We start from the raw sequence: 16,749 nt of genomic DNA on the forward strand, positions 1-16,749 counted from the left end.
TCTTTGCCTCCATTATTCTTTTGTAGTTGGTTCAATAAAGTAATCTTCAATAATAGTTCCCTTTTCGAAATGAAGAACTCGCTGACAGGTTTGGCTGAGAAACTCTTTGTCATGCGTAATCACTAAAACTAAAATATTTTCTTGGTGTAGCCAGCGTATCGTGTTGCTGACTTCTTTCATATGCATCAAATCCAAACCACTTGTCGGCTCGTCAAAAATGATGATTTTTTTCCCTGATAATAACGCACTTGCAATTGCAACACGCTGTTTTTCACCGCCCGATAAAGTTTGGGGATGACGTAATAAAAGTGGCTCTAAATTCAGCATAGCAACAATTTTATCAAATTCATTGGTATTTTTTGCATTCAAGCTTATTTCTTTTTCAACTGTTTCAAAAAATAATTGTAAGTTAACATCCTGCATCACGACAAAACTTTCTTTAATCAACTCTTTTGGACGCATGACTTGTTGGTTTAGCTTAATGAGGCCTTCTTTTGGCTTGCTTAATCCTGATAAAAGTTTTGAAAACGTTGATTTTCCTGCACCATTCCGGCCAATGATTCCGGTGATGTAAGAGCTTGTCAAGGTTAGTGAGGGAATTTTCAACACTGATGGTTGTTTGCGATAATGAAAGTCTAGTCCCTCACATGCTAAGCTTAATTTTTCTTCCGTTTTAACTGGTTCTTCGATTTTCTTAAAGGAAGTTTGCTGAAGAGATCGTAATCCCATTGCCTGAATCTCTGAAGAAGATTTTGCTCTCATTTCATGACTTGTATAGCTTTCAACGATATGCCCTTTGTCCATGACCAAATATCTATCCGCCAGATCTGTCAAATAATACAAGCGATGCTCAGACACAATAATCGTCATCCCTTGATTTTTTAAGACCTGTAAATAGTTTTTCAATTGTTCGATCGTTGCTTCATCCAAATTACTTGAAGGTTCATCTAATAAAAACAAACGGTGTTTCAACATACTGGCCGATGCAAAAGCAATCAATTGTTTTTGTCCACCAGATAAATGGAACATACTCCGCTCTAAAAATTCTTCTAATGAGAACAAGCTGGTTATTTCATCGATTCGATCAATCATTTCTTCTCTTGGTACGCCATAATTTTCCATCGCAAATGCCAATTCCGAATAAACATCGCTAGTAAAAAATTGCGTCTTGGGGTTTTGAAAAACAACCCCAATATCACGGACATACGCATTAAATTCTTTTGTTAACAATTCTTGGTCTAAAACAGAACCTGCTCCCGTTAATTCTCCAGTATATAATTCAGGGATCAACCCATTTAAGATTCTTAACAGAGTGGATTTGCCGCAGCCGCTTTTACCACATAGAACGATAAACTCACCAGCTTTGACTTGTAAGTCTACTTGTTGGATGATCGTTTCCTGATCTTCATAAGCAAATGTCACGTCATGTAAATCAATCATTAAATCAACCTCCCAACGATACCACTAAGAATCAAAATACCAATCAATAAATAATCTTGCACCTTTAAACGAATCTCGTAAACACTGGTATGTAATTTGGGATTTCCTAAACCACGAACCAATGCGGCCGATGATAAATCTAACGACGTATTTTCTGCCGACATTAAGATCGGTACAATAATATACTCCATCGTTTGAAATGGATGAAGGAACAAATCAATCGTTGAAAGAGCGATTCCACGATATTTCATCGCATTGCGAATGCTTCTAAAATCTTGAAAAAGTGTAGGAAAAAATCGAAACAGCACCGTTAAGGGGATAATCAAACCAAAAGGCACGTGACACTTCTTTAAAGCTGCGATCCACTCACTGATTTTTGTCCGGTTCATGGCAAAAGCTGCTGCCATAATTGTTGGCAACATCCGACGATTCCCTACAAATAGAAAATCGAAGAACGCTGCAAAACTATTATCGATATAAGGAAACAATAAATAATCTCCTAAAACAAGTAACCAAAAAATACCATAAAAAATCGTACCTTTTTTTAGGCTGCCATTTAAAATAAATAATCCATACAATAGCGTAACAAATAAAATTTCTGCCTTAAATGGTAAAGGAAACATCAACAAAAAACTAGCAAATAAAATCGTACAAAGTTTACTTCTGGGATCAAACGCTACGTATGTTTTTTCCATAATTTTTTCCTTTAGCTTTATCAAAATGTTTCTCATAAATTTTTTGTCCTATAATTATACCTAAAATACTGCAGATAATCACAGCTACAACGCAGACATAAAAGGTCGTCGTCGTGATTGGTGCAAATACTTTATCAATATAAACTGCATCTTTGCCACGTGCTACCAACGAATCAATATAAGCATTTTTCATAAACCACAACGGCAATACTGGTCCCATCAAACCAAAACTAAACACAGTATAACTAGTCATTATTCGTAATTTTTCAGATAATGCTGTACGATACTGAATCAAATCCGCTGCTAGCGCACAAAGAATATTCGGCAAAAATGATAACGGAAAATGACCAGAGACTAAAAAGAAAAGTCCCATCACACTACCCATGATCGTGATTGCCCCAAAACGAGGAATACGGTGGATCACCAACAAATAAACAATCCCTGCAAAAAGTGCTGTAGCACTAGGAATAAGAATTGAGTTAAAGGCTGGAACAGTAAAACGTAAAATAACCATCGCAATCGTTACAACTAAAAAATAAATGGCTGTATAAATACCAATTGAAATAAAATCTTGAATTTTTAACTTTTTCATTCTTGTTATTACCCTTCTTGTTTTATTGTAAATAGAAATAATAGCTGACCATATACATCACTCGTAATTTTTAACTGATAACGACCTAGCTTTTCAAATTGCGCACTTGGTATCAATAGTTGATCTTCCAACAATTCATAGTCTAATGAATAACCGTTTTCTGAGGTCTTTTTGGTTTTGAATAACTCAAATTCAGCCGTTTTTTTCTCTAACTCTTTGACTAACCCTGGATCAATTGAAAGACAAATCATCTCGCCTAGTGTGTACTCCGATTGGGATAGTTTCGGTGGGACATTCATTGGTTTCTTTAAGGTCGTTTCAAACCGAACATCTTCAAAACCATCAGCCAAAATCTCAATTATTATTGGCTCATCTAATTCCCATTGATCAAATAGTTGATACCTCGGTTGTTCCGTATTTGCTAAAAGACCGAACTCTAAATGATTTTCTGGCTTGTGATATAAGTAATCCGGCCATAAAAGTGGAATTGTTTTCCCCTTTTTAGTAACTGTAAAACTATAGACAAACTTTCCATAGGCTTCATGAAACTCATCATAGGTCGTAATGTTGTATTCAGGTAAAAATTGAACCATCGCCGCATAACTATAATGTGCAAAATAATACATCTCGTTCACATATTCTAATTTTTCTTGAATGGTTTGAACATTTTGTTCCTGATTTTTTTCAAGTAATTCCCTAGAACCGTATGTACCATCTAAAAATAGACGTTTTCTTTTATAGCCAAAAACTGATTCTGCCTCATCTTCATTAATAGGAGTCAATGACTCGATCGTTGCTAGTTTTTCTCTAAACATTGCATATGCTTCTGGCTTACTTTCAGCTAAAATATAGTCTTTTACTGTGATGTAAACAGGTACTTGTTTAATACTATAGCTGTCACTCTCATTTAATGCAATTTTTTTTTGATTAGTATGAGGAAATCTGCCGATAATTTGCTGAAATTTTTCTGATAAGTGATAGTCAGTTTCTTGAAAATCTGAGTTATCTGCATAGTAAAAATCAAAAAATGTCATTGTTGTTTCACCAATAAAATAACGGGGTAGCTTCTTGTTCTCGATATATAGTTGTTCATCAAGCATTATAGGACAGTGCTCTGTTTGCATAGTATCATAGCTGATTGAAAATCCATTTAATTGTACTTCTTTCATTGAATCACGCCTTTCCTTATTGGTTTAGTATATCATAACGGAATGATAATGAGAATCATTATCAGTAGATTGCACTTTTTATCATCCATTGTATTTAATAGCCGAAATAGAAGAGTTTTAGACAATAGGAATTCTTTTGTCCAAAACTCTTCCGTTTTTAATAAATACTTATTCTAATGTGTCGTTCCTGTATTTTCTTCAATATCCACTTCTGTAGTCACAGCTGCTTCAATTGCATAGATCAGTGAATCAGCAATTGTTTGGATCGGCATTGAAGGTGTTCCTACTGGACGATCAATGACTTGAGTTGGTTCAAAAGGTACGTGGATGAAACCACCTTTCACGCCTGAAAATTCTTTATCGATCATATATAACAAGCGATACATGATATCATTGCAGACAAAAGTACCCGCTGTATAAGAGATATAGGCTGGTAAACCATGCTCCTGCACATTTTTCATCATTGCTTTGATTGGCAATGTTGTAAAATAAGCTGTTTCCCCATCCTCTTCCAATTTTGATCCAATCGGCTGGTTTCCTTTATTATCAGGAATTCTTGCTTCCGCTAAATTGATTGCTACTCGTTCAAATGAAACGGCACTTCTTCCACCTGCTTGTCCCACACAAATCACGATATCAGGGTTGTATTCTTTGATTGCAGCTTCTAAAACTTCGCCGCTTTCTTTAAAAACTGTTGGTATTTCTAATTTGATTACTTTGGCTCCTGCCACTTCATCTGGAATCATTTTAACTGCTTCATATGCTGGATTAACAGAATCTCCACCAAATGGATCAAAACCTGTGACTAAAACTTTCATTGTAAATCTCCTCTCAAATATATAATGGTAATAATGTTTCGCTTTACTTCATCTTCTACTTTTCAACTTCAAGTAACTGAATTGCCTTTCAGTCCCCTTAAAACAATCAACACCAACTCCTAATGTCATTGTGTTTCTTGGCATGTTTCAAAGCAGCTGAATCACTATTTAAATAAAATCATATAAACGACTTGGAACACAAACATAAAGATCGCGATAAACCATTGATTTTTAATAACACCATATTTATCTTTCATCTCTAACATTGCGACTGGAACGACATTAAAGTTCGCAGCCATCGGTGTCAATAACGTGCCGCAATACCCGCAAGTCAACGCCAACATACCGATCAATGCTGGATTTGCACCATAAGCTAAAACAAATGGAGCTCCGATTCCCACCGTCATTACAGTAATCGCTGCAAAAGCATTTCCCATAATAATCGTAAATAACATCATCCCGAAAGCATAGATGATAATACCGAGTGCAACATTTCCTTGCGGTACGATCGTTCCAACTGCCGACGAAATCACCGTCCCAACACCAGCACTAGTGAAGACCGCTCCTAATGAAGCTAAAAGCATCGGTAACATACTCAAAGGTCCAACCGTTCCAAGCATATCCGCTGCATCATCTAAAAATGTGGTTGGTTTATTATTTTTAGAATAAAACATCAAAATCAAAATTGCTACTAAAACGCCGACTCCAACACCAACTAACGCACCAAGTTTTGTAAATAAAGCAAAGATAATAGCAAATACACCAATACTTAATGCTGGGACAAATATTTTCATCCCTAACTTATCTGACATTTTTTGCATATACTCTTTAGAGGGTAACTTACTTTTGCCTTTACTGACTTTTTTCAAGATTGCTGGAATCGTCATAGAAAAAATCAAGATCCCACTAATCATTGCTGGAATAAAACGGCCACCGGCAATCACGATCCCTAATGCACACCAAAAGTAACTTGTTCCGTAACGATGGGGATTACTTTTATCAAATAAATTCTTAATACCAGTATAAATCAAAATCAAGCCCATCAGGATATATAAAACTTCTAATAATTTCTCACCAAGCAGTACTTCTGAATTCATAAAATAGCTCATGCTTGTTCTCCTTTCTTCTCGATGTCACCGTAATATTTTTTCATCAAACGACGGTCTTTCGTATAAAAATAAATGCTCGCTGTAACTAATGCCACAAGTGCCACAGGAATTTCAACAGCAGCCAATTGCACTAACGTCACTTCATACCCTAATTCTTTTAAGGTTGATTGAACTAGCAAGCCCCCTGAACCGCCGATAAATAATACTTGTCCAAAGAACCAACAAATATTTTCCATTGCCGAAGCCATTCCTTTGAGCTCTTCTTCGTAATCTTTGTTTAACTCTAAATTTTGAGATTCAACAGCTCCGATCGACATTGGTAAAATAATTGGACGGACAAATCCTGCAACGCCACCGAAACTGACATTGAATGCAGCAAAAATCATCCGAAAAACGCCATAAATATCGATGATCAACCCGGCGGAAACTTTTTTAAAGCGGCGAATCAATGATGCTGCTGATTCTTTTAAACCATTTCTTTCTAAAGTTCCTGTAGCCAACATAATAATAATGAAAATGGCCATTCCTCGATTGCTGACAAAACTTGTACCTAGGATTTCGAACATTCCTTCTAAACCAATTCCTCCGACGAGTGCCGTCACAACTAAGGCAATCATTACAATCAAAATCGAATCTAGTTTCATTGCAAAACCGACAATGACGATCAAAACGCCTAATAAACTAAGAATATTTTCCACTGTTCACACTTCTTTCTTTTTTTACTTTAATTAAATTTTGAAAATCAATAACCTCTTTATTATACACAAAATTTGTTTTATTTTTAATTTTTTCGATAAAAATCATTTTAAAAAAACATCTACTTTAACTCAGAAAAAAAGTTACAACTGAAATTTAAACTTTTCAATCGTAACTTTTTTATGTTCTCTTTAGTAAACAATCAATAAACACCAATTTTTTCTTCTTCGGCATTATCATAAATCGCTTTTTTCTTCGTATCGTCGATCGTTTCCCATTCATCTCCATAAATATGCTCTAAACGGCCATACTCATCGTAAGATAAAATAAACCGATGTTCATCATTTTTATCGTTGATGATTGTGTATAGTTTATCCTCTTCATCTTGACTGATTTGCCAAGTACCGGCTTCAAACTCTTTGGCTATCGGCATCGAACGATTCTTCTCTAATAATTTTTTTACATTTTCTGTTGCATATTCTGGATTGTCCTTTAAATTCTCATTGCGTTCATCCGATAATAAATAATACACAACAAAGAATTTTTGCGACATCATTGGTCGAACTTGAATATCAGCCCATAATGCTTCGAATTTATCTTTAGCTAATACTTCCCAGCCATCTCCAAAAATAGCAGAGATTCTTTCTTCTTTGTCTTCTTGGAGGATAATGAACGGCTTCTCTTCGTCTAAAAGAGTAAGTGCGGTCACAGGACCATAGCCGGCAACATTATCTGGTGAAGCATAAAAATCATATCTAGAATCGATCATTATTTCAGGTAATTCAGAAACTGTCATGCTTTGAGCCATTTCTTTCGCTTGACCGACTGTGTTTGCTTCGATAAAACTTGCTCGATCTTCATCTTCTCGGTCAATGTAAAAATAATAGATAAACTGCTCATAAAGATTTTCACTTTCTTTCAATTCCAAAAGATCAGCTGTAACATTATTGGTCTCCAAATTATTTTCTTCTTTAAATGAGCTTTGGATATCAGATAGTGAGGAATACGAATTCCGTTCGTTATTTCTTGAAACAATTCCACTTATTTTAGAAAGAGCGATAAGTAATAAGAAAACAGCCCCTACATAACGCCACATACTCTTTTGATTTTTTTGTGGAACATGCTTTACATCTATCGGTTGCAGCATAGCTAATTCTTGTGGTCTAAACAATGTCGGGTTCTTTTTGCTTAATTCTTCCCAGCATTCCTTTACATGAGAGTAACGTCTTAGTTTGAAATACACATATCCCATTAGTAAATTAACCGTTGTTGTAGGTATTGTCAACTCACTTTTATCATATATCAACACGTCATTAGTGGAGCCCTTTTGTTTGACCCATGCATAATAGGCACTAAAAAAGGCACTTGTTTTATTTCTTTTTAAAGCAATGGCCTCACTAAGTAGTCCTTTAAATTCAATGACTGTTTGATCCTGTTCCATTCTAAAATCATTTAGTAATAGATAGGAAATTTGTAAAGTGATCACGTCATAATCTTTTGTAGTGAGTGTCCTACACATATGCAATCGGTCAGACCAAGAGCTCTGATTTGGAACAGCACCCTCCACTATTTGAAATAATTCATAGCGATTAGTAAAATACTCGATCCGTTCTTCTTTGGAAATATCTTGATAAATATCAAATGAAAACGGCGGCACATGTTTGATTTGTGTCCAAATATAACGAAAATCATTATCAGTTTTATGTTCTTTAGCTAAAGAATCAACGTCACAAAAAGTGTCTAAATAATCAATGATCTGTCCTGATAGTACACGATAGTTTAATCGTAAAAACGTTTGTATTATTTCGGCTATCTCATCGTACTCAGCATTTGTCCATTCCAACTCATTTGAAAATAACGGTGTCCATTTTTCTACGTCTGAAAAAAAATCCATTTTTTCGTAAACTGTTGCTAATTCTTGCTTAAAAACAATGACATTATTTTCTTGTTTTGGCTTTTCATTTTCAGATGGAACCTCTTGTGATTCTTCTACTGGCCACCCTTTAGTATTTGATTCGACAGCTGTATCCGTTTCAATTGAAGGTTTACTAAATTCCACTGGTCGATTGCTTTCAATAAGCGTTCCTGATAAGAAAATCGCTGAATCAAAGGCTTCTTTTAATTTTTGAAACGCGAGTGGTTCTTCCTCCACATTGATCATCTTTAGCTTTGCTTCATATGCTTGTTCGACTTTCTTTTTATCTGAAGTTGGTTCTAACTCCAAAATTTCCCAACAATTCATAACCCCAACTCACTTTCTCAGTTCTCCCTAATCATTTAGTTATCTATCTTCTACTATTATTATGGCAAAGATAACTAGGAATAACAATACTAGAAAATACTTTAAACCTAAGCAAAATAATAAAGCACAAATCTATTGTTTTTAAAACAACGATTTGTACTCTATTATTTGTTATTCATTCATAAATTTTTTCAAGTCTTCTGCAATCGTTTTAGATTGGTTATGGTGAAGATAATGCGTTCCAGTAAGCTCGACAGCTTCTCCTTTAGTAACAGTAGCCGCTTGTTCTTCATGAAGTTCGAACCAATTTTCTAAAGCACCATTATTTTCTTTGGCTACAAATAAAAGTAATGGCATATTTTTTGGAAAAGCTAGTTTTTTTGATTCTTTAAACGATTCATCTAACGCTTTTCCTTCTTTTCGGACATTGTTGTTACTCAGATTTTTCAGATTCAGCATACGCAATTGCTCATATGTTTCATCATCCATTCCTTTAACTTTGAAACTTTCTGGACTTAATTTAATGAATACTCTCATTAATCCAGATTTTTGAATAAAATTAGATAAGCTATCATCAAACCCAGGCCATGGCTGATTCGGTAGACTAGAGTCGATTCCTACAAATGCTTTGACGTTTTCAGGATACGTATTCACATAATTCAATCCATAGATTCCAGCAATCGAATGTCCCATTAATATAAAAGAATCGATATCTAATTTTTCTAAAACGGTATGGATCTCTTCAATCATATTTTTAGCACTTCGTTCTCGTTTCGTTTGGCTACTTAATCCATATCCAAATGGTTCAATCGTAACGACTCGATAGTCATTTTTTAATTCACTAATCAATGGTTTAAAATCCAATCCAGGACTAGCTGTTCCATAACCCGGAAGCAACACGATCGTTTCTTTTCCCCGCCCCTCATCAAGCACATTTATTGTGCCATCAAAAATGCTTATTTTTTCACCATAATCCTTGATTCGACTCGCTTCATTTCGCAGACTGACTTGATTTACAATATAAATTCCCGCCATCGTTACAACAAACAACCCTAAAATGGTTAATAGAACATTCTTTAAAATATTCAGAACACGTCTGATTCCGTGCTTTTTGTTTTTTTTCATTTTAAACCTCTTTCTCCTTTATCCCAATTATAATTTTCTCCATTATTTCATCACTTAACAAGTTAAGCTTAATTCCCTCTAGTACATATTTGGTTGCATAAAGTTTATCCCAAAATGTTTCGATCGTATTTGAAATAGCGCGACGATAAACCAAGTTCCTAAAAGCAAAACAATGATTTCTGAAACTTGTTTTGGGTATTCCACATTCAAAGACCCATCCTTATTTCCTTCATTGATGTAGCGTTCAATTTGAGGAGATAAGACATCATTATTATTCATAATATACATCATAAAAAACTTTGGATTATAAAATAAAGAATACGCTAACTGAAATGACGCCCCAACTTCTTTATTAAATAAGGTCTCCAATAATAGATGCTACATCTTAAGGTCTGTACGTTCACTGATTACATCAAAATACGCTGCATTGTGGATAAGCCTTCTCACTACGCCAACGAAAATGATGATAAATCGCACCACGAGATAAACCATCTAATTCATTAACAATGTCTTAAATCGTTTTTTCATAGTCTTTTTGTACAAACAGACGCGTTGTGACAGCTAAAATATCTGGAACTATTGCTTCGGTATCGTATCTTTTTGCCATTTTTTAGTCTCTTTCTAAAAAACATACCGAATGAATGTTCTTTTATAGAATATACTTTATTATTGATCTTGTCAATAAAATAAATGACTAAAAACCTGTCAAACACCCCCTTTAGTATGAAGTCTTTGACAGGTTAGATTTAGTTATTTTTAGTTAAAGTAATCACTTGTGTCGCGACTTTTTCCAAGAAAGATTGATCATGTTCTACAATCAGCATTGTCGGTTTTACCGATAAAATCAGCTTTTCCAATTGTTCCTGATTGAAAACATCTAAATAATTTAATGGCTCATCCCAAATATACAATTCCGCTGGTTGCGCTAATGATTTTGCCAACTCGACTTTTTTGCGCTGCCCCATGCTCATTTGTTCAATGCGATTTTGAAAGACTTCTCTTTCCATGCCTAGTTTGTGCAGGTTATTGAGAAACGCTTGGTGGTCAAGTCCTTGTTCTTCTGAAAACGCCAGTAATGTCCCATGATTATCTTCATAATTTTGACGAACATAACTAATTTTTAGTTTATCTGGACGAAGGATCACGCCTTGACTTTCACCATCAAAATGACCTAGTAAAAACTTGATAATCGATGATTTTCCAGAACCATTTTGCCCGGCTAAAGCAATCCGTTGTCCTTGGTTTAACTCAAAAGATATTTTGTTAAACAAGTCTTGCTCCTGATAACCCAACGTTAGATTTTCGACTGTTAGTAATCGTTTATGATGCCCTGGCTGATAATTTATCGTCAGCGGATCAATGTACTCGATATCTTTTAATAAACTTGCTTTTTCTGACAGTTGTGTTTCCATTCGATGTTCGATCGTCTTTGCACGTTTCATTGTACGAGCTGCTCTTGCACCGATAAAACCAGTATCATAGATTGCTCCACTGCCTTTTTCAGAAGCTTTTCCATATTTATCTTGCTCCTTGGAACGAGACCACTCTGCTTTTTCAGCAGCTGTTCTTTTCAAACGACTGACTTCTTTTTTTAATTTTTCATTTTGTGCAAATTCAAATTCATCTTTGATTTTCTTTTGTTCTTCATAAACAGAAAAATTTCCTTGATAAAGCTCTAACTGGCTTTTTTCAATAGATAATACGTGGTCGACCACTTCATCTACAAACGAACGGTCATGACTGACTACAATAAAGCCCTGGCGTTTCTTTTTCAAATAATCCGCTACTTGCTTGCGTCCGACAATATCCAAATGATTGGTTGGTTCATCGATCAAAGGAAAATGATGATCGTCAATAAACAGCAGCGCTAATAAGACTTTGGTCTGTTCACCACCTGAAAGTGTTTCAAAATCACGCCATAGAATTTCTGGATCAACTTGTAGAAGATTTAACTCCCGCTCAATTTCCCATTGTTCAAAATCACTGATTTCTTCTAACACATAATAGGTCAGTTGCTGCTTATTTTTAATTGGTTGTGGGAAATAGAGAAAGTCTAATTGATGAATAATTTGACCGCTATAAGCTAGCTGATTCTGTAAAATTTTAAGTAATGTCGTTTTCCCACGACCATTTCTGCCGATCAGTCCTAATTTCCATTGTGTATCAAAGTTTAGATTTGCTTGCTCAAATAGTAAAGTTCCTTGAGTATCGTACCCGAAGGTTATATTTTTAATTTCGATTTTTGACATAGTCTCACCTCATTAAGAAAAGCGGAAGGAAGTTGTTTTTATTCCTTCTGTTCTTTTCAGAACCGGCAACAGGTTTACGAGTACACAAAAAGACCCATACGCTAAAAAATAATGCCAATCCTGAAAATCTGCACACTGCTCCCCTGAGATTTCTCAAGTTACAGTCTGAATGCAGCTTCAACAAATTGACTTAATTTTTCAACGCACGGATCCCTCACTTCGTTTTTTATTGAGTTTACTATAGCATGGTGATTTACTAATTGTCAAGAATCGAATGTCCGTCTTTTAAAAATCATGGACATAGAACTAAAAAAACGAATATCAGTGAAAATAATTTTTCACATTCATAAAATTTTTTGCCTCATTTTTGATAATTTTCTATCAAAATCAGCTATTTAGCTCTATAAGAGCTCACTTTGACTTATACTATAGTCATAAACAATATCTTATCTATCCACATTCATTCTAATATAGAAATACAGTCAAAACAGTTGTTTCCTGTATTTCAAAGTAAAGGAGATTATACAATGAAAATTGAACATATCGGTTTATGGGTCAAAGATTTGGAAAATATGCGGAACTTTTATGAAACGTATTTCAACGCCCAAGCTTCTGAACTTTACCACAATACAAAGACAAGTTTCCATTCTTATTTTTTAACTTTTTCTGACGGTGCTAGACTTGAGATCATGCAACGAAACGATGTTATTGACCGCAACTCAGGAGATGAAATACTGGGTTTTGCTCATTTAGCGATTTCTTTAGGAAGCAAAGAGAATGTTGATAACCTCACGAATATATTGGTCATGGAAGGTTATACATTATTAAGTCCAACTCGTACAACAGGTGATGGTTATTATGAATCTGTGATTGCGGATCCAGAGGGAAACCGTTTAGAATTAACTATTTAAAATTTTGGATTAACGGAGGAAATGAAATGGATGTAAAAGCAATTGTTTTAGATATTGACGGAACACTTTTAAATGATGAAAAAAAACTGACCACTCAAACAAAAGAGGCATTGATTACTGCTCAAAAAGAGGGCATCAAAGTAATTTTAGCATCTGGCAGACCGACTCCTGGTATGTTGAAATATGTGGAGGAACTTCAAATGGATCAGCACAATGGGCTGATCGTTTCGTATAACGGCGCACATGTTCTTGATGTCCGCACACAAAAAGAATTATTCAGTCAGCCTCTTTCAATTGAAAACAGCAAAAATATTTTAGAACATCTCAAACAATTCGACGTCAAACCAATGATTGCAAAAGACGAGTATATGTATGTCAACAATGTATTTGATGGGATGTTGGATCTGGACTTCTCCGATGGATTATTCAATATTATTGAATACGAATCACGTGGCGGAAACTTCCAATTATGTGAAAAAGAAGATTTAGCTGCTTTTGTTGATTTTCCATTGCATAAAATTCTTGTCGCAGCTCAACCTGAGTATTTACAAGAAAACTGGCAGAAAATTTATGCTCCTTTTGAACAATCTGTTAGTGGTGTGTTCTCGGCACCGATGTATTTTGAATTTACGGATCAAGGAATCGATAAAGCAAACGCTTTGGAACAAACACTCAAACCTTTAGGCATCCATCAAGAACATATTATTTCTTTTGGTGATGGCCACAATGATTTATCCTTGATCAATTATGCTGGAATGGGCGTTGCGATGGGAAATGCTGTTGAAGAGTTAAAAAGTGCTGCAGATAAAATCACTTTATCAAACAATGAAGATGGGATTGCCAAAGCGTTATCTGAATTATTGTAATAAAAATAGAGTGGGGATAAAAAATCCTACTCTATTTTTTTCCTCACATAATACGTGATAATCAGTTATAATTCATTTATACGAAACAGACTGAAAGGTGTTTTCTGCGATGAATTTAATGCTCAAATTAAAAAACTTAGATAAACTTACAACAAGTGAAGAAGCACTCGTTACTTATATTCTTGATTTTCCAGAAAAAGTTATTCGCTTTTCTCCCAAAGAACTTGCCGATCATTCTTATGTATCAATGTCAACGATTTATCGTTTGATCAATAAATTGGACCTAGATGGCTTAAATGATCTTAAATTCGCCTTGGTTAGCTATTTAAACGAACATACAAGTGAACACATCATCGACATCGATTACCCTATTTCGGCTGAAGATAATCATTACGCCATGACTAAAAAGTTAAAAACGGTTTATGACCAAACGGTTCAATCAACCATCGATACAAATAATTTTGATTCAATGGCTTTAAATGATGAGCTACTTAAAAACGCTGAATTTGTCGATGTTTATGCCACATCTGCCAATATTTATTTTGCCCAAAACTTCCAGTTTCAAATGCAGGAAATAGGTAAGCAAATCAATGTACCGATCGATGATTATATGCAAAATCTATCTGCCGCAAATAGTACACCCACTCATCTAGCAATCGTTGTTTCTTATGGTGGCCGCAGTTCTAGTGTCAAAAAAATTCTGGAAATTTTAAAGCAAAATAATAGTAAAATCTTGTTGATTACTTCAAAAAATAGTCCTTTACTAAATGAAAAAGTGGATGGTGTTTTTCTCTTCTCTTCACTGGAAAATCATTATAACAAGATCTCATCCTTCTCAACACGGATGTCGTTGATGTATATTTTTGATAGTTTATATCTTAGTTTTTTCAATCAAGATTATGATCGGAATTTGGCTTATAAATTGGATAATTATCAAAAAATGAATCCAAAACTGATTTGACTCCTTAGTTAACAAAAAACTGTTTAGCATTAATTAATGCTAAACAGTTTTTTCTCATTACTCTTTCAACAATCCTAAATCACTTTTCATCTTTAACACACGATAAACCGATTGATTCAACGCTTCTTCTGAATAAGTCCCTTGCTCGATTCCTTGTAAAACATAAGGAATCTGCTCTTGAAATGAAGAGGATAAAATCAGATCATTTCCAGCTTTCAATGCAGCGAGTCCTGCCTCTTCTTGAGAGATAAAATCAGCTAATCCTGCCATATCCATATCATCAGTCATGATCACGCCTTGAAAGCCTAACTCGTTTCGCAATAAATCATGCACAGGTTGAGAAATAGATGCTGGCATCGTATCATCAATACTGGTCACAATATTATGGGAAACCATGATGCTGTCTGTACCCGCTGTAATTCCAGCTTTAAACGGTAGAAAATCATTACTGCGTAACGTCTCAAGGTCCCTCGTATCATAGACGATTTCGACATGGGAATCACGATTATCCCCATATCCTGGAAAATGTTTTAATGTTGAAGCGATCCTTTGTTTCTTTAATTCCTCTACACTGGTCTTGACATATTCACTCGTTTTTTCAGCGTCTAATCCTAGTGTCCGATCGTAGATAAACGCTTCTGGGTCAGTCGCAACGTCAGCGTCTGGAAATAAGCCGCCGTGAATGCCATATGAGCGAAGCACTTCTGATTTTTTTTGAATATCAGAACGAATCCCTGTCAATCCAGCTTCTTGATAAATTTCCATAGGTGATTTAAATGGTTCTGATACTAAACCATTTCCACCACCTAAACGTGAAACCGTTCCGCCCTCTTCATCTGAAGCAATAAAAAGTGGAATCTTGCTTACTTTTTGATAAGAGGAAATTTTTTCCTTCAATGAATCTGGTGTTGCAGTTTCGATATCACGCCCAAATAACAGATAACCGCCTAAGTGATACTCCTGAATGCTCTCTTGCTGCGCTTCAATAGGTACTCGTGCTAGAAAGAGCTGTCCAACTTTTTCTTCCAAACTCATTGATGCAATTAAGTCTTTGATTTTCTTTTCTTGACCCTTTAAAGAAGTGTCCTGATTGCTTTGTGCGGTCTGACTTTCCTCTGCCACTTCTGTACTTGATTGTTTCGTTTCTTCCGTTCTTTTTGTTTGTGCAGTATCATTGTTTTTGTTCACGAACCACATAATGCTAAAACTAATACCAAAAATCAGCAGTAAAATTGCAACTGCACTTGTTATCATCGTCTTGTTATTAATTGTACTTCCTCCTTGCCTCACTTCGCTGATCTTTATCAGTGTGATTATATTATAATGAGGTTCTATTGCAACAGTCAATTTTTTCACCTGATTGCGTCTTATATCTTTGACAAAAAAACGTGCGCATGAGATGCTCTAAGCGTAATAAATACAAAAAAAGAGAGAAGGTTGGATTTTTATGTCAACAATGGTTTTTGTAAATTTCCCAGTTACTGATGTAAAGCGTTCTACTGAGTTTTATGAAAAGTTAGGTTTTAAGCAAAACGTGGATTTTTCTAATGAAGAAACAAGTTCAATGGTTTGGGATGATAATTTTTGGATCATGTTATTAAATCATAACTTCTATAGTAAATTTATTAAAGATAAAAAAATTGCAGATGCGAAAACAACTAGCGGTGTTTTGGTTGCATTTAGTATGGAAAGTGCTGATGCTGTGAAGAAATTTGGCGAGACAGCCAAAGCAAATGGCGGCGATTTTTATAAAGTGGATATGGGGATTCCTGAGGATATGATGTTTGGACTTGAAGTGCAAGATCCAGATGGTAATACTTTGGAACCAAATTGGATGAAGATGTAAATTAAAGATTATTAGTTGAAAACCATCAGT

General features: G+C 35.0%; 16 protein-coding genes. 4 read left to right on the forward strand and 12 right to left on the reverse strand.

The genetic code is table 11. The features are described from left to right. Positions 1 to 12: 12 nt before the first annotated feature. The 11 genes from BCR21_RS03090 to BCR21_RS03140 form a co-directional block, all read right to left on the reverse strand. Positions 13 to 1,440, reverse strand: a complete 1,428-nt coding sequence (locus BCR21_RS03090) for an ABC transporter ATP-binding protein (protein WP_069645043.1) — start codon at positions 1,438 to 1,440, stop codon at positions 13 to 15. After that, entirely contained in the window at positions 1,440 to 2,135 is a 696-nt protein-coding gene (locus tag BCR21_RS03095) for an energy-coupling factor transporter transmembrane component T (protein ID WP_069645044.1), read from the reverse strand. The genes BCR21_RS03090 and BCR21_RS03095 overlap by 1 nt, the downstream gene beginning before the upstream one ends. Beyond that, positions 2,110 to 2,727 (reverse strand): MptD family putative ECF transporter S component, encoded by a 618-nt coding sequence (locus tag BCR21_RS03100; protein WP_069645045.1) that lies wholly within the window; start codon positions 2,725 to 2,727, stop codon positions 2,110 to 2,112. Before BCR21_RS03100 ends, BCR21_RS03095 begins: the two co-directional genes overlap by 26 nt. Before the next feature lie 8 nt (positions 2,728 to 2,735). Further along, complete coding sequence (locus BCR21_RS03105; protein WP_069645046.1) at positions 2,736 to 3,896, reverse strand: hypothetical protein; 1,161 nt, start codon at positions 3,894 to 3,896, stop codon at positions 2,736 to 2,738. 173 nt (positions 3,897 to 4,069) lie between these two features. Then, entirely contained in the window at positions 4,070 to 4,714 is a 645-nt protein-coding gene (gene pcp, locus BCR21_RS03110; protein WP_069645047.1) for a pyroglutamyl-peptidase I, read from the reverse strand. A 164-nt stretch (positions 4,715 to 4,878) separates the two neighbouring features. Continuing rightward, positions 4,879 to 5,823 carry a DUF979 domain-containing protein gene (locus tag BCR21_RS03115; protein ID WP_069645048.1) on the reverse strand — a complete coding sequence of 315 codons (945 nt, stop codon included), beginning with the start codon at positions 5,821 to 5,823 and terminating at the stop codon, positions 4,879 to 4,881. Beyond that, complete coding sequence (locus BCR21_RS03120; protein ID WP_069645049.1) at positions 5,820 to 6,521, reverse strand: DUF969 domain-containing protein; 702 nt, start codon at positions 6,519 to 6,521, stop codon at positions 5,820 to 5,822. Before BCR21_RS03120 ends, BCR21_RS03115 begins: the two co-directional genes overlap by 4 nt. A gap of 200 nt (positions 6,522 to 6,721) precedes the next feature. Then, entirely contained in the window at positions 6,722 to 8,761 is a 2,040-nt protein-coding gene (locus BCR21_RS03125) for a hypothetical protein (protein ID WP_069645050.1), read from the reverse strand. Between the two features lie 171 nt (positions 8,762 to 8,932). Then, on the reverse strand, positions 8,933 to 9,886 hold the full coding sequence (locus tag BCR21_RS03130) for an alpha/beta fold hydrolase (RefSeq protein ID WP_069645051.1): 954 nt from the start codon (positions 9,884 to 9,886) through the stop codon (positions 8,933 to 8,935). Positions 9,887 to 9,964: 78 nt separating this feature from the next. Next, a complete protein-coding gene (locus tag BCR21_RS17165) occupies positions 9,965 to 10,165 on the reverse strand; it encodes a hypothetical protein (protein ID WP_139125577.1) in 201 nt (66 codons plus the stop codon). A gap of 467 nt (positions 10,166 to 10,632) precedes the next feature. Continuing rightward, the gene (locus BCR21_RS03140; RefSeq protein WP_069645052.1) at positions 10,633 to 12,135 is read right to left on the reverse strand and encodes an Lsa family ABC-F type ribosomal protection protein; all 1,503 of its coding nucleotides are present in this window, start codon (positions 12,133 to 12,135) and stop codon (positions 10,633 to 10,635) included. Positions 12,136 to 12,662: 527 nt separating this feature from the next. Here BCR21_RS03140 and BCR21_RS03145 point away from each other — a divergent pair. From BCR21_RS03145 to BCR21_RS03155, 3 genes are all read left to right on the forward strand, one after another. Next, positions 12,663 to 13,046 (forward strand): VOC family protein, encoded by a 384-nt coding sequence (locus BCR21_RS03145; protein WP_069645053.1) that lies wholly within the window; start codon positions 12,663 to 12,665, stop codon positions 13,044 to 13,046. A 26-nt stretch (positions 13,047 to 13,072) separates the two neighbouring features. Beyond that, positions 13,073 to 13,912, forward strand: a complete 840-nt coding sequence (locus BCR21_RS03150) for a Cof-type HAD-IIB family hydrolase (RefSeq protein WP_069645054.1) — start codon at positions 13,073 to 13,075, stop codon at positions 13,910 to 13,912. A 109-nt stretch (positions 13,913 to 14,021) separates the two neighbouring features. Then, the gene (locus BCR21_RS03155) at positions 14,022 to 14,873 is read left to right on the forward strand and encodes a MurR/RpiR family transcriptional regulator (protein WP_069645055.1); all 852 of its coding nucleotides are present in this window, start codon (positions 14,022 to 14,024) and stop codon (positions 14,871 to 14,873) included. 57 nt (positions 14,874 to 14,930) lie between these two features. Here the strand turns inward: BCR21_RS03155 and BCR21_RS03160 are convergent, their stop codons facing one another. Beyond that, on the reverse strand, positions 14,931 to 16,127 hold the full coding sequence (locus tag BCR21_RS03160) for a glycoside hydrolase family 3 protein (protein ID WP_069645056.1): 1,197 nt from the start codon (positions 16,125 to 16,127) through the stop codon (positions 14,931 to 14,933). A gap of 193 nt (positions 16,128 to 16,320) precedes the next feature. On the opposite strand from BCR21_RS03160, the gene BCR21_RS03165 reads away from it, so the two are divergent. Next, positions 16,321 to 16,719, forward strand: a complete 399-nt coding sequence (locus tag BCR21_RS03165) for a VOC family protein (protein WP_069645057.1) — start codon at positions 16,321 to 16,323, stop codon at positions 16,717 to 16,719. Positions 16,720 to 16,749 lie beyond the last annotated feature (30 nt).

Origin of the sequence: Enterococcus ureasiticus (assembly GCF_001730285.1) — a bacterium.
Classification (GTDB): domain Bacteria; phylum Bacillota; class Bacilli; order Lactobacillales; family Enterococcaceae; genus Enterococcus_L; species Enterococcus_L ureasiticus.